Origin of the sequence: Blautia sp. An46 (assembly GCF_002161645.1) — a bacterium.
Lineage (GTDB): Bacteria > Bacillota > Clostridia > Lachnospirales > Lachnospiraceae > Blautia > Blautia ornithocaccae.
Genome location: NZ_NFIF01000003.1, coordinates 206,794 through 228,747, shown reverse-complemented (window position 1 = coordinate 228,747; position 21,954 = coordinate 206,794). Strand labels below are relative to the sequence as shown.

The 21,954-nt window shown below is 44.9% G+C and carries 16 protein-coding genes and 1 tRNA gene; 12 read left to right on the top strand and 5 right to left on the bottom strand.

Features of this window, described 5'->3' with window-relative positions:
- The first annotated feature begins 3 nt into the window (after positions 1 to 3).
- Complete coding sequence (locus B5G00_RS04335; RefSeq protein WP_087269041.1) at positions 4 to 2,172, top strand: ABC transporter ATP-binding protein; 2,169 nt, start codon at positions 4 to 6, stop codon at positions 2,170 to 2,172.
- Positions 2,165 to 4,003: an ABC transporter ATP-binding protein gene (locus B5G00_RS04330; RefSeq protein ID WP_087269038.1), complete on the top strand. Its 1,839-nt coding sequence runs from the start codon at positions 2,165 to 2,167 to the stop codon at positions 4,001 to 4,003. The genes B5G00_RS04335 and B5G00_RS04330 overlap by 8 nt, the downstream gene beginning before the upstream one ends.
- A gap of 124 nt (positions 4,004 to 4,127) precedes the next feature.
- On the opposite strand, the gene B5G00_RS04325 is transcribed toward B5G00_RS04330, so the two are convergent.
- The 3 genes from B5G00_RS04325 to B5G00_RS04315 are packed head-to-tail and all read right to left on the bottom strand — an operon-like array spanning position 4,128 to position 8,556.
- Positions 4,128 to 6,467, bottom strand: coding sequence for a transglutaminase-like domain-containing protein (locus tag B5G00_RS04325; protein WP_162613481.1), 2,340 nt, complete (start codon positions 6,465 to 6,467; stop codon positions 4,128 to 4,130).
- 15 nt (positions 6,468 to 6,482) lie between these two features.
- Positions 6,483 to 7,589 (bottom strand): DUF58 domain-containing protein, encoded by a 1,107-nt coding sequence (locus B5G00_RS04320; RefSeq protein WP_087269031.1) that lies wholly within the window; start codon positions 7,587 to 7,589, stop codon positions 6,483 to 6,485.
- A 10-nt stretch (positions 7,590 to 7,599) separates the two neighbouring features.
- The gene (locus tag B5G00_RS04315) at positions 7,600 to 8,556 is read right to left on the bottom strand and encodes an AAA family ATPase (RefSeq protein WP_087269028.1); all 957 of its coding nucleotides are present in this window, start codon (positions 8,554 to 8,556) and stop codon (positions 7,600 to 7,602) included.
- Positions 8,557 to 8,949: 393 nt separating this feature from the next.
- Here B5G00_RS04315 and aroF point away from each other — a divergent pair, with 393 nt between their 5' ends.
- Positions 8,950 to 9,960: a 3-deoxy-7-phosphoheptulonate synthase gene (gene aroF, locus B5G00_RS04310; protein ID WP_087269025.1), complete on the top strand. Its 1,011-nt coding sequence runs from the start codon at positions 8,950 to 8,952 to the stop codon at positions 9,958 to 9,960.
- Positions 9,961 to 9,971: 11 nt separating this feature from the next.
- Here the strand turns inward: aroF and B5G00_RS19480 are convergent, their stop codons facing one another.
- On the bottom strand, positions 9,972 to 10,319 hold the full coding sequence (locus B5G00_RS19480) for an aryl-sulfate sulfotransferase (protein ID WP_140403115.1): 348 nt from the start codon (positions 10,317 to 10,319) through the stop codon (positions 9,972 to 9,974).
- Positions 10,320 to 10,420: 101 nt separating this feature from the next.
- Between B5G00_RS19480 and B5G00_RS04300 the strand changes: the two genes are divergently transcribed.
- The 7 genes from B5G00_RS04300 to B5G00_RS04270 all read left to right on the top strand — a co-directional run bounded on the left by B5G00_RS04300 (position 10,421) and on the right by B5G00_RS04270 (position 17,643).
- A complete protein-coding gene (locus B5G00_RS04300; RefSeq protein ID WP_087269018.1) occupies positions 10,421 to 12,607 on the top strand; it encodes a DNA topoisomerase III in 2,187 nt (728 codons plus the stop codon).
- 188 nt (positions 12,608 to 12,795) lie between these two features.
- Entirely contained in the window at positions 12,796 to 14,157 is a 1,362-nt protein-coding gene (locus B5G00_RS04295; RefSeq protein WP_087269017.1) for a citrate/2-methylcitrate synthase, read from the top strand.
- Positions 14,158 to 14,224: 67 nt separating this feature from the next.
- Positions 14,225 to 14,737, top strand: a complete 513-nt coding sequence (locus B5G00_RS04290) for a YqeG family HAD IIIA-type phosphatase (RefSeq protein WP_087269015.1) — start codon at positions 14,225 to 14,227, stop codon at positions 14,735 to 14,737.
- An 85-nt stretch (positions 14,738 to 14,822) separates the two neighbouring features.
- Positions 14,823 to 15,380, top strand: a complete 558-nt coding sequence (efp, locus tag B5G00_RS04285) for an elongation factor P (protein WP_087269012.1) — start codon at positions 14,823 to 14,825, stop codon at positions 15,378 to 15,380.
- A gap of 221 nt (positions 15,381 to 15,601) precedes the next feature.
- On the top strand, positions 15,602 to 16,486 hold the full coding sequence (locus tag B5G00_RS04280) for a DUF5688 family protein (protein ID WP_087269009.1): 885 nt from the start codon (positions 15,602 to 15,604) through the stop codon (positions 16,484 to 16,486).
- A gap of 136 nt (positions 16,487 to 16,622) precedes the next feature.
- Positions 16,623 to 16,695, top strand: a tRNA-Arg gene (locus tag B5G00_RS04275).
- Positions 16,696 to 16,746: 51 nt separating this feature from the next.
- Positions 16,747 to 17,643, top strand: coding sequence for an SH3 domain-containing protein (locus B5G00_RS04270; RefSeq protein ID WP_087269006.1), 897 nt, complete (start codon positions 16,747 to 16,749; stop codon positions 17,641 to 17,643).
- A 187-nt stretch (positions 17,644 to 17,830) separates the two neighbouring features.
- Here the strand turns inward: B5G00_RS04270 and B5G00_RS04265 are convergent, their stop codons facing one another.
- Positions 17,831 to 18,994, bottom strand: coding sequence for a cell wall-binding protein (locus tag B5G00_RS04265; protein WP_087269003.1), 1,164 nt, complete (start codon positions 18,992 to 18,994; stop codon positions 17,831 to 17,833).
- 189 nt (positions 18,995 to 19,183) lie between these two features.
- Here B5G00_RS04265 and B5G00_RS04260 point away from each other — a divergent pair, with 189 nt between their 5' ends.
- Together B5G00_RS04260 and ligA are read left to right on the top strand one after the other, a co-directional pair.
- Positions 19,184 to 19,978, top strand: coding sequence for a pseudouridine synthase (locus tag B5G00_RS04260; RefSeq protein WP_087269001.1), 795 nt, complete (start codon positions 19,184 to 19,186; stop codon positions 19,976 to 19,978).
- Positions 19,978 to 21,933 carry an NAD-dependent DNA ligase LigA gene (gene ligA / locus B5G00_RS04255; RefSeq protein WP_087268998.1) on the top strand — a complete coding sequence of 652 codons (1,956 nt, stop codon included), beginning with the start codon at positions 19,978 to 19,980 and terminating at the stop codon, positions 21,931 to 21,933. Before B5G00_RS04260 ends, ligA begins: the two co-directional genes overlap by 1 nt.
- Positions 21,934 to 21,954: the final 21 nt, after the last annotated feature.

Here is a 21,954-nt window from a genome sequence, read left to right as displayed (position 1 = left end):
AGTATGTTAAAAATGTTTCGCTACATGAAGGAGAGATGGTATTACCTTGTGATGATCCTGCTCCTTTTGTTTGTTCAGGCTTTCTGTGACCTGTCTCTGCCGGACTACACATCGGATATCATCAATGTGGGAATCCAGCAGAAAGGCGTGGAAGACGGAGTGCCTGAGACGATCCGTGAAGAATCCATGGAAAAACTTTTCCTGTTTATGGATGAAAAGGACCAGACGCAGGTTTTAGACAACTATGATCTGTCAGATGGGATTTATGAATTAAAAGACCTGGATTCTGAAGAAAGGGAAGAGCTGAATAGTATTCTGGGAATTCCCGAACTGATCGTAACAGGGCTTTCAGACCAATCTTCTCAGGAAGTGTCTCAGCTCAGAGAACAGATGGGAATCCCTGCAGAAGCAGATATCTTTCAGGTGCTGGAACAGCTCCCAAAGGAACAGCTCACTCAAATGCTTTCTGGAATGAAAGAACAGTTTGAAGAAATGCCAGACTCGATAGTAACCCAGTCTGCGGTACTTTATGTTCAGGAAGAGTACAGTGCCCAGGGAAAAGACCTGGATCAGATGCAGATGGAATACATCCTTTTTACCGGAGCAAAAATGCTGGGCCTGGCCTTTCTGGGAATGGCAGCGGCCATTACCGTTACCTTCCTTTCCGCACAGGTTGCAGCTACACTGGGAAGAAATCTGAGGAACAGTGTGTACCGGAAAGTTATTACTTTCTCCGGAGCAGAGCTGAATAAATTTTCCACAGCCTCCCTGATCACCAGGAGCACCAACGACGTACAGCAGATCCAGCTTCTTTTTGCCATGATCTTCCGTATTGTGCTGTATGCCCCAATTCTGGGTATCGGCGGAGTATATAAAGTTTTCCAGACGGACGCTTCTATGACCTGGATTCTGGCTCTGGCAGTGGTAGTGATCATGCTTTTTGTAGGTTTGCTGTTTAAGATTGCCATGCCGAAATTTACGAAGCTGCAGTATCTCATTGACAATCTGAACCTGGTTGCCAGGGAAATCCTTACCGGCGTTTATGTAATTCGGGCCTTCAGTACAGAGAAGCACGAGGAAGAGCGTTTTGAGGACGCCAACAAAAAACTGATGAAAACGAACCTCTTTGTTAACCGGTGTATGACCTTTATGATGCCGGTGATGATGCTGATCATGAATGGCATTACCGTACTTATCGTCTGGAACGGTTCTCATGCTGTAAATGACGGAACCATGCAGGTTGGGAATATGATGGCCTTTATGCAGTATGCTATGCAGATTATCATGGCATTCCTGATGATCACCATGATGTCTATTATGATACCAAGGGCCAGTGTTTCTGCAAAACGTATCAATGAAATTATGGAGACCGAAGTAAGTATTCAGGACGGAGAAAGCCATACAGAGCCTTCTGCTGACAGAAAGGGTGAAGTGGTCTTCGAGAACGTGGGATTTGCCTATCCGGGAGCAGATGAAGAGACGATTTCAGATATCAGCTTTACAGCGAAAAAAGGCGAAACGGTAGCCTTCATCGGAAGTACCGGAAGCGGTAAGAGTACGCTGGTCAACCTGATTCCCAGATTTTTTGATGTGACAAGAGGACGGATCCTGGTTGACGGTGTGGATATCCGGGAAATGGATCTGCACAGCCTCCGTAAGAGAATCGGTTATGTGCCTCAGAAAGGAGTGCTTTTCTCTGGAACTATAGATTCCAATATCCGTTACGGAAATGATGAGGCAGCTCCTGAAGAAGTGGAGAGAGCGGCTAAGATTGCTCAGGCCTGGGAGTTTATCCAGGAAAAAGAAGACGGACTGGAAGATGCCATTGCTCAGGGCGGAACGAATGTGTCCGGAGGACAGAAGCAGCGTCTGTCCATAGCCAGAGCGATTGCCAAGAATCCGGAAATCTATATTTTCGATGACAGCTTTTCCGCTCTTGACTATAAGACCGATGTAGTCTTAAGAAGAGCGTTGAAAAAGGAAACTAAGGATGCAACGACTCTGATCGTTGCCCAGCGTATCAGCACCATTCTTCATGCAGACAGGATACTGGTACTGGATGAAGGACGTGTGGTTGGTCAGGGAACTCATAAAGAGCTTTTAAAATCCTGCGACGTATATCGCCAGATTGCCATGTCACAGTTGTCAGAGGAGGAATTAGCCAATGAGTAATGGAAGACCAAGAGGCCCCATGGGCGGACATGGAAGAGGAATGTCCGGTGAAAAAGCCAAAAATTTTAAAGGGGCAATGAAAAGACTTTTTATCTATATGGAGAGATACCGTATCCAGCTCTTTGTGATGATGCTCTTTGCCATAGGAAGTACCGTATTTAACATTATCGGCCCGAAGATTTTGGGTAAGGCCACTACGGAACTTTTCAACGGACTTGTGTCAAAAATCGGAGGCGGGACAGGAATTGACTTTGAAAAGATTGCACAGATCCTTGCCGGAGCCATGTGTCTGTATGCAGCTAGTGCTGTGTTCTCCTTTGTCCAGGGCTTTATTATGTCAGGAATCTCCAATAATGTGACTTATAACCTGAGAAAAGATATCTCTGGAAAGCTGAACCGTCTTCCTCTGAAATATTATGAGAGCAAGACCCATGGAGAAATCCTTTCCCGTATCACTAATGATGTGGATACTCTTCAGACCAGTATCAACCAGAGTTTTACCCAGCTGATCACCTCTGTGACCACATTGATCGGTGTCTTTGTGATGATGCTGTCTATCAATGTATGGATGACTCTGGCGGCTCTTTTAATCCTGCCGGTTTCTATGTTCATCATTGGGAATGTAATGAAACATTCCCAGAAATACTTCCGGGACCAGCAGAAGTATCTGGGTGAGGTAAATGGTCAGGTAGAAGAAATCTACAGCGGCCATAATGTAGTAAAAGCTTTCAACAAAGAAGACGATGTGGTCCGTGAATTTGAAAAGACCAATGACATGCTTTATACTTCCGCCTGGAGATCCCAGTTTTTCTCCGGTATGATGATGCCTATTATGCAGTTTGTGGGAAATCTGGGCTATGTGATGGTGGCTCTTTTAGGAGGATATATGGTTATACAGGGAAATGTTGCCGTAGGTGATATCCAGGCATTCTTTCAGTATATCCGAAACTTTACTCAGCCTATCCAGCAGATCGCTCAGGTAACGAACATGCTCCAGTCCTCAGCGGCTGCCGCAGAGAGAATTTTCGAGTTTCTGGATGAGGAAGAAGAAGACCAGACTGTGGAGAACCCTGTGGATATCCATACCCTCAGCGGAAATGTAGAAGCTCGTCATGTAGCTTTCGGTTATAATCCGGATCATATGATCATCCATGATTTTAACACCAAAGTAAAGGAAGGACAGAAAGTAGCCATTGTAGGACCTACTGGTGCAGGAAAGACTACTATGATCAAACTGCTGATGCGGTTCTATGACGTAAATTCCGGAGAGATTCTTATTGACGGTCACAATGTGAAAGACTTCAACAGAAGCGAGTTAAGAGAAATGTTCGGAATGGTGCTCCAGGATACCTGGCTGTTCCATGGAACTATCATGGAAAATATCCGATACGGACGGCTGGATGCTACTGACGAGGAAGTGATTGCTGCGGCCAAAGCGGCTCATGTCCATCACTTCATCATGTCCCAGCCGGGAGGCTATCAGATGGTCTTAAATGAAGAGACTAATAATATTTCCCAGGGACAGAAACAGCTTCTGACTATTGCCAGGGCAATTCTGGCAGACAATAAGATCCTGATCCTGGATGAGGCAACATCCTCTGTAGATACCAGGACCGAGGAACGGATACAAAGTGCTATGGATAACCTGATGAAGGGAAGGACCAGCTTTGTTATCGCCCATCGTCTGTCTACCATCCGGGATGCAGACCTTATCCTGGTAATGAATGAAGGAGATATTATTGAACAGGGAACCCATGAGGAACTGCTGGCTGCCGGCGGGTTCTATGCAAATCTCTATAACAGCCAGTTTGAAAAGGCGGAGGCGATATAAGCCTCTTCCGGGGTGGAAAAGCTCTCAGGAATCGCCGTTTGTTTTATTGCTCAGCCTGTGCAGCTTTGAGCCTAAAAGTCTCAAAGCGTGCTCGGCAAATTCGCATAAAATGAACAGCGGTAGGTCAGAGGAAAAGGCTTATGAGGAGTATGCGGAGTTTTTCAGGGCCTTTTTTGCCGGACAGGTAGTTTTTTCGCTGGGCCAGATAGAAACGGCGGAGGTTTCGGAGCTTTTTGGGGGTGGTTTTTTCCTGCCCATAGGCCAGAGCCTCAGCTTCGGCATAGAGGCTGGTAAAATCTTTTTTCTGAGATTCAGGCAGTTTTTCTGAAAGAAGCCGGAAATATTCACGTTCCAGGGGATTTTCAATTTTTATGGAGAATTCCAGCTCCCACAGTTTTATAAGGTTTTTGAAAACAGTCAGGTAGGCCTGTGTGGGATTTCCGGCGTAATATCCCAGACGGAAACGGAAGAGCAGACGGTGGATAAACAGCAGAACCAGGAAAATAATACCCAGGAATAAAGCTGAAAAAAGAAGTCCCTTTATAATCTTTGCAGCAGTGCCGAGAAGGCTGGCATTTTTACTGCCGTTTCCTGCATCAAAGGCTGGTTCTTCCGGATTGTTTTTGGGGGAAGGGCTTTCTTCCGGAGTTTCCTCAGGTGTAGGAGTTGTTTCCGGTGCAGAGAAAGAGGATCCCGGCGTTACCTCCACAGGAACCCAGCCGGCGTTTTGCGTATAGATCTCCACCCAGGCGTGGGCACGGGAATCACGAACTTCTCCGATAAAATTCCCCTGACCATCTTCTGAGAGGCTATCTGGGAGAACTGCATAACCGCTGACATATCTGGCGGGAATTCCGTACATTCGGAAAAGCTGGGCGCCTACAGTAGCAAAATGTATACAAAAGCCAGCCCTTTGTTCATATAGAATCTCCTGAGCCAGAGGCGTGTCTGAAGAAAAAGGCTCCAGCGCCAGGCTATAAGTGGCATGGCTCCAGAGAAAATTCTGAATTTCTTCTGCGGCGTTCTGAATATCCTGGTCAGTGGGAATTTCCGGCATAGAAGAATAAACAGGAAGCTGGTTCAGCTCTTCCAGCACACTTCCCATTTCATTTTCGTCCCAGGAGGTATAGCGGCTGCGGCAGAAGGATTCATAGGCGTTCACCAGTCCCCGGCTGCTCTGAGAAAAATTTTCCAGAGATACCATACCCATGGTATCCAGAGTAAGAGGAAAGACTTGACCAGTGACCCGCTGGGAACTTCTGCCAGACAGGCGGTTGCTTTCGGAGAGAGAAATACTATCTCCCTGGCCTGCCAGGGGCAGATAGGTAAATGCCGGAGCTGAAGGAAAGTCCATAGAAAGCTCCAGAACATTTTCAGCAGAAACAGCAAATACAGGAAGGCTGTATATGTCCTGGGCCTGTTGACGAGAGAATCCCATGGATTGGGCATAGGTAAACCATTCTTCATCTCCAGGAGGATTCCACTGAAAACTTTCATAGTCTGCACCTACGAATCCTCTCAAATAGAGAGTCTGAGAAACAGTCTCGCTGAGCTCTATGGACAGGACTGTCTGGGAAGTATAGACAGGAGGATTGCTGGTAATAGACTGGCTGTCTGTCTGAGGTTCATAGGAAAATCCACTGGTGGTTGTTTCATTTCCCTGTGCGGAGGATACAGAGGGAGCGGATCCTTCTCCGAATAGAAGCTGGTTTCCCACTGCATTGATCCGGTCAGAGAAAGCTTCGCTGGACTGGAAAAGCCAGGGAGATACCATAGGGGTAAAGAGCCAGGCTGCTGCCAGGAAAAGAATACCCTGCAGAGGAACCGTAAGAAGCCACAGCCGGGATACGCTCTGGGGAGAGACCGCACCTCTCCAGAGCAGAAAAGCGCCCAGGGGCAGGGCGAAAAGCATAAGGGGCATATTGACTTCCAGAAGATAGGAACAGAGAATGGGAACTCCCAGAAGAAGAACAAAAAGTGTACGTTTTTTCCAGAGCATTGTCAGAAAGAGCAGAAGGAGATAAAATGCAGCAAAAAAGAAGCAGAGAATCCATTTATCCTTTACTATATCCTGGTATCCGGGAAAGAGGCGGAGACCATAAACAGCATTGACCAGTTTTTCTACAGCCCCTGCGGCACTGAAAAACTGCCGGGAAAAATCTTCCCGGAGGAGAAAAAGCGCCAGCAGCAGTATTCCCCATGCTGCCAGAAAGAGCAGGGCAAAAGAGCTGTTCTTTCGAAGGCTGAAAAGGAGAGCTCCTGAAAGACCAAAGAGTGTACATAGCCCTGCCATGGACGGAAAGGAGAAATCCGGAGAGAAAATGAGACAAAAGTTCAGAAGAAAACTGCCGCAGGCAAAAAAGAACAGAAGAAAAGAGCAGAAAAATCCAAAAAGATATGCCCTTCTGTTCTGGATGGCGGGGCCAGTCTTTATAGTAAGCTGAAAATGCTGTTCTTTTTTCATATTCATCCTCCAAAGTTATAAAGTGATTTCTGTCAGCGCCATATCTTCTTTCCATTTATCCTGGCTGGAGGAAACTAACTTTCGGTCCTCCTGCCAGAGCGTGAGACTGGTGTCCAGTAAAAGCCGGGAAGCCCAGGTATCCGTAGGATATTCCCGAGAATAAAGAGAGAATAGCTCCTTAGAGTCTGGATAAAAAGCTCCGTGAAGAAGACAGTACAGAGCAAAATTCAGCTCTTCTTCGTTCCGTACAGGAAACCGCCGAAGACACTGCTCTTTCAAGTCAAACCAGATCATCAGATGGGCACATTTCAGCTCCAGCATGCTAAAGGAGAGAGAAGCTGCCCATTGGAAAAATGCACTGATCTGTCCCACAGAATCTGCAGGACCGGGGGTTTTTAATTCCAGAAACAACAGGACAGAAAATCCTTCCCCGGAGGCGGGAAAACGCACCAACAGTTCGTCAGTTCTGGCGCTAAGCTTCCAGTGCACCAGCCCAAGACGGTCTCCCGGCTGATAGCTGTGAATATCATCCTGGAGACTTCCGGCAGCAGAAGCAGCCAAAAAAGGCGTTTCCAGAGACTCTTCTCCTTCTGGAGCGAAATACCGGGTCTTTTCACTGATCTTAAGGGGAACAGGAAAAGGCTGGGGAAAGAAGACAGCTTCCCCCATCAGGCGGGTTTTTACAGGCAGCCATGCAAGAGATAAGAAGCTGTAAAGCCGGAGACTTTTTAATTGTATCTGGAATCTTCCACAATAGGGAGAAGAAAAAGTCAGAGAATATTTTCGACGGCTTTTGGGCCCAAGAGAGAGGAAAATCTTTTTCTCTTCTGCCTTATTGCCATTCTGATCCAGCAGCAAAAGCCGGAGCCGAATTCCAGATACAGGGAGGACTCCCTGATTCTTTATAGTGAAGGTAAAAACAGCCTGACTTTCTTTTGCACCAGTGTGAGCAGAAAAAGGGAAATCCACCTGAACCTTTTTTCGGCTGTACAAAAGCTGGAACACCGAGGCTGCAGCCCAGAAAAGGAAAAGCAGGCACAGAGCCAGGGATGAGCTGCTTTTATACAGCACGGACATATAGAGCAGAAAAAGGAAGAGTAAAAGAAAAAATGGACTTATCATAAATCTCACCTCAGGATCTGCGAAGAGAAGGTCCGGGAACTGTTTTCAGGATTTCTTCTAAAACAGCGGCAGGAGTCAGATGGCTGATTCTGGCTTTTCCATTCAGAAGGATACGGTGGCCGCATACATCCATGAATATCTCCCGAATATCATCAGGGGTAACATAGGTTTTACCGCGGAGATAGGCGCTGGCCTGAGCCATTCTGGCAAGTGCCAGAGAGCCTCTGGGGCTGACGCCCAGCTCTATCATAGGATGACTCCTGGTAGCCTGGACCAGATTTCCAATATACCGGTAGATACGGTCATGGATAAAGACTCCACGGACTTCTTCCTGCATCTGCAGCAGGCAGGGCCCGTCTGCTGCAGACCGGACCTGTTCAATGGTATTTTGGGCAATGCGGCCTTTGAGGATAGCGATCTCCTCATCCATATCCGGATATCCCATGGTGAGACAGACAGTGAAACGGTCAAGCTGAGACTGGGGGAGAAGTTGTGTTCCGGCAGAGCCGGCAGGGTTCTGAGTAGCAATAACAATAAAAGGTTTTGGGAGCGGATGGGTCACACCGTCTACACTCACTTGTCCTTCTTCCATAACTTCCAGAAGAGCAGACTGAGTTCTGGGGGAAGTACGGTTGATCTCGTCCCCCAGGAAAAGGTTGCACATAACTGCTCCCGGCTGATAGTAGAACTTTCCAGTTTCTTTTCTGTACATGGTGAATCCTGTAAGATCCGCAGGCAGGACGTCGGGGGTAAAGGTAAGGCGGTTTTCTTTAAGGTTCAGGGCTTTGGAAAAAGCCAGGGCCATGGTTGTTTTTCCAACACCTGGGATATCCTCCAGAAGTATATGCCCGGAACTTAAAATCGCCATCATCACTTTCCGGATACATTCGTCCTTTCCGAACACTGCTTTCTGTACCTCACGGATTACCTGATGAGCCTGTTGGTTGTGGGATTCTTGGCCGTTCATGATGGGATCTCCTTTATAATTAAAATAAAAAGACAATACATATTCTAAATTTATTATAAAAGACATGTCAGAGACTGACAATTCTTTTTTTGTTAATCTTGATTAAGAACTCACTGCTTTGCTTTAAATTGCTAAAATTTATCGTTGACAAAAAAGGATTCTCAGGATATTATAAACATAACATAAAAGAAAACAGAAAGGCTGGTACAGTGAAATGACGCAGCAGAATCTCAGTGGAAATAAAAATTTTTATTTTTATTACTGCTTCCTGGGCTTTTATAGCGCAGGCTCTTTTTGCTGCAGAATAGTTTCCTGAGGGAAAAGTGCTGTCCATAGAGATAAGCCGGTGTCTGCAGCAGACACCGGCTTTTTCAATTATAGGGAGGAAAAAATATGATTCTTGTATTAAAAAACAACGCAGACCAGAAAAAAGTAGAGGAACTGAAAAAACAACTGACAGATATGGGACTGAAACTTCATCTTTCTGAGGGGATGAATACATCGCTCATTGGGCTTATCGGAGACACCACAGAGGTAGATGAAGAGTGGCTGGGAGCTTTAGAAGTTGTTGAATCTGTAAAAAGAATCAATGAGCCTTATAAAAAGGCAAATAAAGCCATGCATCCTAAAGATACTGTGGTAGAAGCTGGAGGGGAAAAAATAGGAGGAGGATATTTTCAGGTAATTGCAGGGCCTTGTTCTGTGGAAACCAGAGAACAGATGACAGAAGTTGCCTTAGATGTACAGAAGGCTGGAGCAGGGCTCTTAAGAGGCGGCGCCTTTAAGCCAAGAACTTCCCCCTATTCTTTTCAGGGCCTGGGCAGCGAAGGACTGAAAATGCTTCTGGAGGCCAAGAAGACTACGGGACTTCCCATTGTGACCGAGATCATGAGCGCAGAACATCTGCCCCTTTTTGAAGAGGTGGACGTGATCCAGGTGGGAACCAGGAATATGCAGAATTTTGAGCTTCTTAAAGAGCTGGGGAAAATCCGTAAGCCTATTCTTCTAAAGAGAGGCATGGCAAATACTCTGGAAGAACTGCTCATGAGTGCAGAATATATCATGGCAGGAGGAAATGAGCAGGTGATCCTCTGTGAAAGGGGTATCCGCACCTTTGAGACTTCTATGAGGAATACCCTGGATATATCTGCCATTCCCATGCTGAAGTCTAAGACACACCTTCCGGTGATCGTAGACCCCAGCCATGCGGCAGGCATCCGTTTCATGGTAGAGCCTCTTACCATGGCAGCTATTGCCGCAGGAGCAGACGGGGTCATGATCGAAGTACACAACAATCCGGAAAAAGCCCTCTGTGACGGAAAACAGTCTCTGACACCACAAAGCTTTACTGACCTGATGGAAAAGGTAAAGAAGACAGCGGGATTTTTTGGCAAGATTATGTAAAAATCAGTCTGTCAGCCGGCAAACCAGAAACCAATGTAGTCATACTTGAATACCCGGTACCACCAGGTATCTCCAGTTCCCTTCAGAGTCTGAATGATTTGGTTATTTTGGTCCAGCTCCACGGCAGTGAAGGCGCTCCCGCTGTCTATGAGCAGAGTATTGTTCAGCTCCTGGACAGAGCTGACATAGCCGGAGTATGTTACAGGAATCCTTTCTATGAGCTGGTAGGTACCCTTTTCTTCATTTACAAGGTACTTGACATAGTAGGATTCCTCCCCTTCGGTGCCGCTGTAAGTCCCGGTATAATTTTCGTCCTGTGAATAATCGTAATCCCTTTTTTGAGCTTTTTGTGAAAATATTCAAACTACGAAAAGGTTGATATAGAGGTTCACGGTATAGGTAGACCTATGTTATAATCAGCTATGACGACAAGAAATTTTTGAGAAATGGAGAGAAATATATGAAATCTCTGGTTTTAGCAGAAAAACCTTCGGTAGCCCGGGATATTGCCCGGGTATTAAAATGTGGAAAAAAGCTGAACGGAGCCCTGGAAGGAGAAAAATATGTGGTAACCTGGGCCCTGGGTCACCTGGTGACTTTAGCGGACCCGGAAGAATATGACAAGAAATATAAAGAATGGAAAATGGAAGACCTGCCCATGATGCCGAAAAAAATGGAGCTGGTGGTGATCAAACAGACAGCAAAACAGTACCAGGCTGTCAAGACCCAGCTTTTTCGAAAGGATGTCAGTGAGATTATTATTGCCACTGACGCAGGCCGTGAAGGAGAACTGGTAGCCAGATGGATTTTGGAGAAAGCCCACTGTACGAAGCCAGTGAAAAGACTCTGGATTTCTTCTGTTACAGACAAGGCCATCCGGGAGGGATTCGCGCATCTGAGAGACGGAAAGGACTATGAGCCCTTATATGACGCCGCTGTGTCCAGAGCCGAGGCTGACTGGCTGGTAGGTATTAATGCTACCAGAGCTCTCACCTGTAAATATAATGCCCAGCTTTCCTGCGGACGGGTCCAGACCCCTACTCTGGCGATGATCGCAGCAAGGGAAGAGGAAATCCGGCAGTTTACCCCCCGGGAATACTATGGACTGACTCTTTTGGCCGGAGGAATCCGCTTTGCATGGCAGGAAGAAAAAAGCGGAAGCCGCCGTTCCTTTTCAAAAGAACGGATCGAAGAGATAAAGGCAAGAGTTGGAAATGGTCTGCTGGAGGTTACAGAAGTGGAAAAATCCGGAAAAAAGACTTATGCTCCCGGCCTCTATGACCTGACAGAACTTCAGAGAGATGCCAATAAAAAATTCGGATTTTCTGCCAAAGAGACCCTGAATATTATGCAGCGGCTCTATGAGAATCATAAGGTACTGACTTATCCCAGAACGGATTCCAGATACATCGGCAGCGATATCGTACCGACTATCAGAGAACGTCTGAAAGCCTGTGCTGTAGGGCCCTATAGAAAAATTGCCGGTCCTCTGTCCATGAAGCCGGTAAAGGCAAATAAGTCTTTTGTAGATGACAAAAAAGTCAGCGACCACCATGCTATTATTCCTACAGAGCAGTTTGTCCAGCTTGACCATATGACAAATGAAGAAAGAAAAATTTACGATCTGGTGGTAAGGCGGTTCTGCAGCGTTCTTTACCCTCCTTTTGAATATGAACAGACCACGATTAAAGGCCAGGCAGGGGGAGAAATCTTCACTGCGAAAGGAAAAATCGTAAAAAGCCAGGGCTGGAAGGAGGCCTATGAAGGAGACTGGACAGAAGAGGAAGAAGAAGAGTTTCAGACTCTGAAAGAACTGGAAAAAGGCCAGCGACTGAAAATAGACAGAACAGATATGACTGCAGGAAAGACTCAGCCGCCAGCTCATTTTAATGAGGCTACGCTCCTTTCTGCTATGGAAAATCCGGTGAAATATATGCAGACTAAGGATGCAAAGGCGGTGAAAACACTGGGTGAGACAGGAGGTCTGGGAACAGTAGCCACCAGAGCAGATATTATTGAAAAATTATTCAATACCTTTCTCATGGAGAAAAGAGGAAATGACATTCTCATTACATCCAAGGCAAAGCAGCTTCTGGAACTGGTGCCGGAAGACCTGAAGAAACCGGAACTTACGGCAGACTGGGAAATGAGGCTTTCCAGGATTGCCCAGGGAAAATTAAAGAAAAATGTCTTTTTGAAAGATATTAAAAACTACACAGAAGAAATCATCGGTGAGATCAGGGCCGGAGAGGGAACCTTCCGCCATGATAATCTGACAAATACCAAATGCCCGGTATGCGGAAAAAGGATGCTGGCAGTAAACGGAAAAAACAGCAAAATGCTGGTATGTCAGGACAGAGCCTGCGGACACAGAGAGACCATATCCAGGCTTACCAATGCCCGATGCCCTAACTGCCATAGAAAAATGGAACTGTACCTGAAAGGGAAAGAAGATACCTTTATCTGCTCTGCCTGCGGATATAAAGAAAAACTCTCCAGCTTTCAGGCAAGAAGAGAAAAAGAGGGAGCAGGAGTCAGCAAAAAAGATGTCCAGCGGTATCTGAACAAACAGCGTAAAGAGGCCCAGGAACCTATTAACAATGCATTTGCTCAGGCCCTGGCCAAGATAAATCTTAAAGAAGACTAAAAAACTGACGGAGCTGCAGCATTAAACATTTAGGATCTTTGTTTAGTGCGGCAGCTCTTTTTATATCTGGCTGATCTGGAGTTCATAAATTCTTTAGAAAAAATTGTCTTGTCACTATATAAGCGAGTGTGATAAGATATTATCGTGCTAAAGTGATGAAAGCTGAAGAAAGAAAAGGGGGAATTTAAATGTCAGGATTTAATATGAAAGTTACACCTCAGTTAGAAGCTCTTACAGATATCTGTAAAGAGAACAGTAAGATTGATGTTGATTTATATGGAAAATATGATGTAAAACGGGGACTTAGAGATATAAACGGAAAGGGCGTTCTGGCAGGACTGACCCGGATTTCCAACATTGTTTCCAGCAAAGTTGTAGACGGCAAGACCGTTCCCTGTGAAGGAGAATTATATTATCGGGGAATTAATATAGAGGAACTCACCCAGGGATTTTTATCAGATAAACGATTTGGGTTCGAAGAGACTACATATCTTCTCCTTTTCGGAAAACTACCAAATAAACAGGAACTGGAAGAATTTAAAGGTATTCTGGCCGCCCAGAGAAGCCTTCCCAGAAATTTTGTAAGGGATGTTATCATGAAGGCACCCAGCAGAGATATGATGAATACCCTATCCAGAAGTGTTCTTACCCTTTATTCTTATGACGCAGATCCGGAAAATATCGAGTTATCCAATGTACTTCGTCAGTGTATCAATCTTATCAGCGTGTTCCCAATGTTATCCGTATATGGTTATCAGGCTCACAGACATTACAATCTGGGGAAAAGTCTGTACATTCACAATCCGGAGAAACATCTTTCCACTGCAGAAAATATTCTGCTGATGCTCAGGCCGGATAAAAAATACACGCCTTTTGAAGCTACCATACTGGACCTGGCTCTTGTGCTCCATATGGAACACGGTGGCGGTAATAACTCCACCTTTACCACACATGTGGTTTCCTCTTCAGGAACAGATACCTATTCCACTATTGCAGCAGCTTTAGGCTCTCTGAAGGGACCGAAACACGGAGGCGCCAATATTAAAGTGGTAAGCATGTTCCATGACATGAAGAGACATATTAAAGACCCTAATGATGAAGATGAGATCAGAGACTATCTGATCAAGCTGCTCCATAAAGAAGCATTTGACAAGAGAGGTCTGATCTATGGTATGGGACACGCAGTATATTCTATTTCTGATCCCAGGGCACAGATTTTCAAAAAATTTGTAAAACAGCTGGCAATTGAGAAGGGAAGAAAGAGAGACTATGAACTCTATGCCAAGATTGAACGTCTGGCGCCGGAAGTTATTGCTCAGGAACGCCGCATTTACAAAGGTGTAAGCGCTAATGTGGACTTCTACAGCGGCTTTGTGTACAGCATGCTGGGTCTGCCTCTGGAGCTGTATACACCGATGTTTGCCATTGCCCGTATCGTAGGCTGGAGCGCTCACCGGATGGAAGAGCTTATTAACACAGATAAGATCATCCGTCCTGCATATAAGAATGTTTTGGAAGAGCAGCCTTATGTATCTTTGGAAGAACGCTGAGTTTGACAAAATGCTCCGGTACTGTTACCATAGGTTTTAAATACCAGACAGAAAGGAACCAGGTAATATGCTGGAAAAGTTTTTTCCCGACGAATATCTGGATTCTACCTACAGCATTGATTTTGAAAGGCTGTACAGGGAAGGAATCCGAGGGATTATTTTTGATATTGACAATACTCTGGTACCCCACGGGGCGCCGGCAGATGAAAGAGCAGAAGGGCTGTTCCAGCGTCTGAAGGAAATGGGCTTTTCCTGTTGTCTGCTCTCTAACAACCAGTTTGAACGAGTCAGCTCCTTTAATAAAAATATCCAGGTCCATTTTATTGAGGATGCCCATAAGCCAGGAAGAAAAAATTATTTAAAAGCCATGGAACTTATGGGGACCAATCTGGAGAATACGATTTTTATCGGAGACCAGCTTTTTACAGATGTCTATGGAGCCAAAAGGACCGGAATACGCAATATTCTGGTAAAGCCCATTCATCCAAAAGAGGAGATTCAGATCGTGCTGAAGAGAAAACTGGAAAAAATCGTCCTTTATTTTTATGGGAAACAAAAGAGAAAGGGAAAAAACAGTTGAAAAATACCCGGATGTATTATAGAATAAAGTACAGCGGAAAAATTGTGGTTTTTCCCCAATGGACGAAATAAGGAGGAATATCATTATGATATCAGCAGGAGATTTTAAAAATGGTCTCACACTGGAAATTGATGGTAATGTAGTACAGATTATGGAATTCCAGCACGTTAAACCGGGAAAAGGTGCTGCATTCGTTAGAACAAAATTAAAAAATGTGATCAGTGGAGGCGTTGTGGAGAAAACTTTCAGACCAACTGAAAAATTCCCACAGGCTCGTATTGATCGTGTAGATATGCAGTATTTATACAACGACGGTGACCTGTATAACTTCATGAATAATGAAACCTATGACCAGATTGCTATTGACAAAGAGACAGTTGGCGATTCTCTGAAATTTGTGAAAGAGAATGAAAGTGTAAAAGTATGTTCCTATAACGGAAGTGTTTTTGCTATTGAGCCACCACTGTTTGTAGAGCTGGAGATTACAGAGACAGAACCTGGATTTGCTGGAAATACAGCCCAGGGTGCTACAAAACCTGCAACTGTAGAGACTGGCGCAGTGGTATATGTACCGCTGTTCGTAAACCAGGGTGATGTGATCAAGATTGATACCAGAACAGGAGAATACCTGTCCAGAGTATAATCCCGCCGGGCAGATGCCCCAAATCTTACGAAAGAGAACTGCTGCAGAGAAAGATGACTTTGCAGCAGTTTTTTCTTCTTAATACATTTCCAGTATTTCATATCCCCATTCTGGGGAAAGATCCAGGAAAAGCAAATTTGAATCAGAATAGAAAGAGATATTTCTGCAGGGAATCTGTGCTCTGCAAAATATAAATAAATTTTAAGAAAGGATGGATGCCTATGGGATATGAGTCATTCAAAGAAGAACTTCTGGACACCCTCCGGCAGAAGGCAGGAGAGGGGAAAAAGATAATGGTCCAGAATGTGGAAAAGAATAATGGTATTGAGGAAGAAGCTGTCATAATACTTAGCAAAGGAGAGCGCATTGCCCCGGCTATTTATCTCAGAGAGTTTTTTGACAGCTGGGAGAAGAAGGAAGAAAGTACCGAAGAGATTGCCGGAGAAATTCTTGCACAGAATGCATATCAGGAAAGAGAGGTGGATTTTTCTTTGGATTATTTTGATAATTATGAAAAGGCCAGAGGACAGGTATATTTTAAGCTGATCAATTATGAGATGAATAAAGTCCTGCTGACAAAAGTGCCTTATATTGCCTATCTGGATCTTGCTGTAGTTTTTTATTACCGGTTGGAGAGGGGGAAGTTTCAGGGGGCCTCAATGCTGATACACAACTGTAATCTGGAGGCATGGAAGATCAACGCCAGGCAGCTTCTGGAGGATGCAGTGATGAATACCAGCAGAAAGCTTCCCTATACTTTCCAGGGGATGGATGCACTTATCCGTGAACTTTCCGGTGAAGATGAGGGACTATACACAGGAGAAGAGATTATGTATGTGCTTACAAATCAGGAAAAATATTTCGGAGCCGCTGCTTTGCTTTATCCTCATGTCTTAAGCCATATTTCTAAAATTCTAAGATGTAATTTCTATGTACTGCCCAGCAGTGTCCATGAATGTATCCTGGTCCCGGATCAGGGACAGTATTCCCGTTTTGAACTGGCCAGAATGGTCAGAGAAGTGAACCAGACACAGGTAGAGGAAGATGAGATACTTTCCTACCAGGTCTACTATTATGACTGCCAGAAAGAGAAGCTTATGATGTAAAAGGTGGGGAATACTGCCTGATTTTTGAGAGAAAACAGGTGGTATTTCCCAAAAAAATCGTTAAAATGACGGAAATAGGGCTAGTGCTTTACAAGTGGAAAAAAATGTGATATGATATCCAAGATGTAATGATTAAGCACCCGTAGCTCAGGGGATAGAGCAGTGGTTTCCGGTACCATGTGTCGGGGGTTCGAATCCCTCCGGGTGTGTTTTGTGCTTTGGGGAGAGCATGGAATAAGGGAATATTAAGGAGGACAGGTATGTTAGACAATTTCAGAGAATGGCTCTCAGATAATCTGAGGTATATTCTTCTGGGTCTGGCGATTCTGGCGGTTCTGCTTATCCTGTTTTTCGGAGGCCGTGCACTGATTGGAGTTTTACGCAGTGAGCCTGCACAGGAAGAACAACAAACAGAACAAGAGAGAAATTCTTCGGAAGATACAGGATCTGAAGAAGTGGAAGAAACAGATACCAACGCTCTTGAAGAAAATGCGTACCCTGAAGTAAATACCTTGATTGAGTCCTTTTATGATGCGTGGGGACAGAAGAATGTAGATGCCATGAGAGAACTGACAGATAATTTCAGTTCTACAGATGAAGCGAAAGTTGTCAATGCAACCTATATAGAGAGCTATGACAACATTCAAGTCTATACCAAGAAAGGTCTGGATGATAACAGTTATGTGGTATTTGCAGCTTATGATCTGAAATTTCAGGGAATAGATACGCCGGCGCCGGGATTGTCCGAGCTGTATGTAATGAAGGATGAGAGCAATAATTGGCTGATTCATAATGATGAATCCGACCAGGAAGTTCAGGAGTGCATTGAGAAGACAAGACAGGAAGATGATGTTCAGGAACTGATTTCTCAGGTGGAAGAAAATTACAATCAGACTGTAGAGTCCAATGAAGAATTGAAAAGTTATCTGGAACAGCTTGGGGAAGAGACGAATACAGCTCTTATGGCAGACGACGGAGATATGCTTACAGCTGCAGAAGATTGTAATGTACGGGCAGATGCCAATACTTCTTCTCAGATATTAGGAAGACTCCAGGCAGGAGACCAGGTGAAAAAGCTGGAGAATGCAGGAGACAGCTGGATCAAAGTAGAATATAACGGACAGGAAGCTTATATACACAGTGACCTGCTGCAGTAAAAATTATGAAAGAAGAGGGTTATGGAATATTCCGTAACTCTTTTTTTCTATAGGAGAGTCCTTTGGACTGCCTTATGGAATAAAAAAGTCTGCCCCATGAAACATATGCCAGGAACATCCTGGGTTTCTGCTTCATGGGGCAGCTTTTAAATAAGAATACAGATTCAAAAATTTCAATAGTGGATTTTTACGGAGTCGTGGCTGCAGATTCCGTTGTTGTATCTTCCTTCATTGCAGAAGTATCCAGGCTTCCATCTTCTTTCAGAAAATAAGATTTTCCTTCTATGGTGATCCATCCGGTAGCCATGGAGCCGTCGCCGTTAAAGTAATACTGCTTATCTCCAATCTTTCGCCATCCGGTCATCAGCTGGCCGTTTGCCAGATAGTACCGTTTTCCCTGGCTCTCTACCCAGCCTTCCTGAAGTTTTCCATCTGCAGTGAGATAATACCATTTTCCTTCGCTTTGGAAAAGACCAGTTTTTGCGCTTCCGTCTGTATCTATAAAATACCATTTATCATTTTGCTTCATCCATCCAGGATCTGCCAGGATTCCTTCTGGCGTAAGGAAATAACGCTTTCCATTTACTGTGATCCAGCCGGTCTGCTCTTTGCCGTCTGCGCCTACATAATGGCGCTGATTTCCTTCATCTACCCAGGCGTTGGTTACCATGGCGCCGTCCTGTCCCATATAACGGCGGCTTCCATTATTAGTGATCCAGCCTGTAGCCATAGAGCCGTCTTCCCGGAAGAAATATGTCTTGCCGTCGATTTCCTTCATACCTGTGGAAACAGTCCCATTTTCATCCAGGTAGTATCGCTTGCTGTCTTTGTCTGTCCATCCTGGAGATACAGAACCATCATCCATGAACAGATGCTGCTGTCCGTCAATTTCTGTAAATCCTGTTGCCATTACACCGGTAGAAGAAAAATAATATTTTTTTCCATCAATATCGGCCCATCCAATCTTAGGAGAGCCATTTTCGTCCAGATAATATTTCCCACTTTCATCTTCAAACCAGCCGGTCTCAGGAGTTCCATCAGAATCCCGGTAATAAAGAACGCCTTTTTCCTGAACCCAGCCTGTCCGGACATAACCCTGTTCGTCAAAGTAATAAGTTACGCCATCTATTTCCTGACTGGTATTCTGGATAAAAGAACCGTCGTGATATTCAAAACGTCTTCCTGTGCTGTTATATACCCAGTGATCTTCCTGACGGCTGACCTCTCTGTTTTCCCGGGCAATGAGATAATTTTTAACTGTGCCCATAATAAAGGAAGGGAGGAGCAGCAGGAGAAAACCTGAGAAGATAACGAGCAGGGTAAAACATACGCCTTTTACTGTGAATTTCATAGCTTTATCCTCTTTGTATATTTTTGTCTTTTTATTATACATTGAATACCGTCAGTGTACAAGGGGGGAACAAATGTGTTATACTAGCTCCATAGCGGCTAGTCGCCAAATGAGTATAAATGCTCGCCTGGCTTGCTGCTCTATGGTGTAAGGATAATTTACCAGAAGAAGACGGAAGGATAGAGAAGTATGCGTTTAAATAAATATCTCAGCGACAGGGGAATCTGTTCCCGGCGGGAGGCAGACCGGCTCATAGAAGCCGGAAGAGTGGAAGTAAATGGGGAGAAAGCAGTACCTGGCATGCAGGCAGATCCTACCTGTGTGATACGGATTGACGGTAAAAAGATCGAGCCTACAGAAAAGAAAGTCCTTCTGGCTTTTTATAAACCGAAAGGCGTGGAGTGTACCACAGATACAAGAGTAAAAAATAATGTGATTTCTTATATCAATTATCCTGTCCGGGTATATTATGCAGGAAGGCTGGACAAAGATTCCCAGGGGCTCCTTCTTCTGACAAACCGGGGGGACCTGGCCAATGAGATGATGAAGGCAGGGAACTTTCACGAAAAAGAATATGAAGTAACGGTAGATAAACCAGTTACAGAGGGATTTATACGAAAGATGAGTCAGGGAGTTCCGATTTTGGGAACCATCACCAGAGAATGCAAGGTGTGGAAGACTGGAGAGAAATCCTTTTCTATCGTACTGACCCAGGGACTGAACCGCCAGATACGGAGAATGTGCGAATATCTGGGATATCAGGTGGTCAATCTTAAAAGAGTGCGAATCATGAATATCACTCTGGGAGACATGCCTGTGGGAGCCTTAAGAGAGATCCAGGGCCAGGAACTGGAGCTCCTTGAAAAAAAACTGAAGGAGAAGCCTCCTGTCCGGGAAGTGTTCCGGGGAGGAAAACCTGTAAAAAATCCGGGCAAATATCGAACTCCCGGTAAGAAAAAGAAAAGCTGGAGGAAAGATTCCTGATGGATAAGATTGAAAGAATGAAAGAACTGATACCTGTGCTTCAGAAGGCTGCCAAGGCCTATTATCAGGAAGACAGGGAAATCATGAGTAATTTTGAATATGACAAACTGTATGATGAGCTGGAAGCCCTGGAAACAGAGACAGGGGTGACTCTGGCAGGAAGTCCTACAGTATCGGTAGGCTATGAAGCCCTGGAGGAGCTGCCAAAGGAGGCCCATGAAACCCCTATGCTTTCTCTGGACAAGACAAAAGATGTAGAAGCTCTCCGGGATTTTGTGGGGGATCAGAAAACCCTGCTTTCCTGGAAACTGGACGGTCTTACCATAGTCCTTACCTACGGAGATGGAAAACTCCAGAAAGCAGTTACCAGAGGAAACGGCGTAGTGGGAGAGGTTATTACCAATAACGCCCGGGTTTTTAAAAATATTCCCCTTCAGATTTCTTTTAAAGGAGAGCTGGTCCTCAGAGGAGAAGCGATCATCACCTATTCAGATTTTGAAAAGATCAATGAAGAGATCGAAGATGTAGACGCCAGATATAAAAATCCCCGGAATCTCTGCAGCGGTTCCGTACGGCAGTTAAATAATGAGATCACAGCCAGGAGAAATGTTCATTTTTATGCATTTTCTCTTGTGAGAGCCCAGGGGGTGGATTTTCAGAATTCCAGGGAAAAACAGTTTCAGTGGCTGAGGGACCAGGGATTTGATGTGGTGGAATACCGGATGGTAACAAGAGATACTTTAGATAAAGCCATGGACTATTTTGCAGGGCAGGTGGCAAAAAATGATTTTCCTTCAGATGGACTGGTTGCACTGTATGATGATATCGCATACGGAGATTCCCTGGGAAGTACGGCGAAATTTCCCAGAAATTCCTATGCTTTTAAATGGAAGGATGAGACAAGGGAAACTACTTTGAAAGAGATTGAATGGAGTCCTTCAAGAACAGGGCTGATCAATCCCGTAGCAATCTTTGAGCCTGTGGAGCTGGAGGGAACTACAGTGAGCCGGGCCAGTGTCCACAATATCAGTATTATGAAAGAGCTGCAGCTGGGAATCGGAGACAGAATCCAGGTTTATAAGGCAAATATGATCATCCCTCAGATTGCGGAGAATCTTACTCGCAGCGGAAAGCTGGAAATCCCGGATACCTGTCCGGTGTGCGGAAAGGAAGCCAGAGTGGTCAAAACCAACGAGGTAGAATCTCTTTACTGCATGAATCCGGACTGTCAGGCCAAGAAGATTAAATCTTTTACCCTTTTCGTCAGCAGGGATGCTATGAATATAGACGGTCTGTCTGAGGCTACCCTGGAGAAATTTATCCTGAAAGGATTTATCAAAGATTTTGGAGACATTTTTGAAATCGGAAAGTTCCGGGAAGAAATCGTGGAAATGGACGGATTCGGGGAAAAATCCTTTGATAACCTGATGGCCAGCCTGGAGAAGGCAAGGCATACCACACTGCCAAGACTTCTTTATAGTCTGGGGATCGCCAATATAGGACTGGCCAATGCAAAAATGATCTGCAAAGAATTTCACTATGATCTGGAAAAAATGGTCCAGGCTACGGCGGAAGAAATCAGCAGTATAGAAGGAATCGGCCCAGTTATCGCAAAGACTTATACAGAGTATTTTTCTGATGAAGAAAACATGAGAAAATTCCGCCATCTTCTTTCTCATCTGGAACTGGAAGAGGTAAAACAGGAGAGCCGTCTTACCCTGGATGGCAAACAGTTTGTGATCACAGGCAGTGTGAACCACTTTGCCAACAGGGCTGAATTGAAGGAATATATCGAGCAGCGTGGAGGAAAGGTAACGGGAAGCGTTACTTCCAAGACAGATTATCTCATTAACAATGATGTGACTTCCAATTCTTCTAAAAATAAAAAGGCCAGAGAACTGGAAATCCCCATTCTTTCAGAGGAAGATTTCCTTCATATGGCAGAAGAGCAGTAGAAGGATACAAAAGAAGCAGGC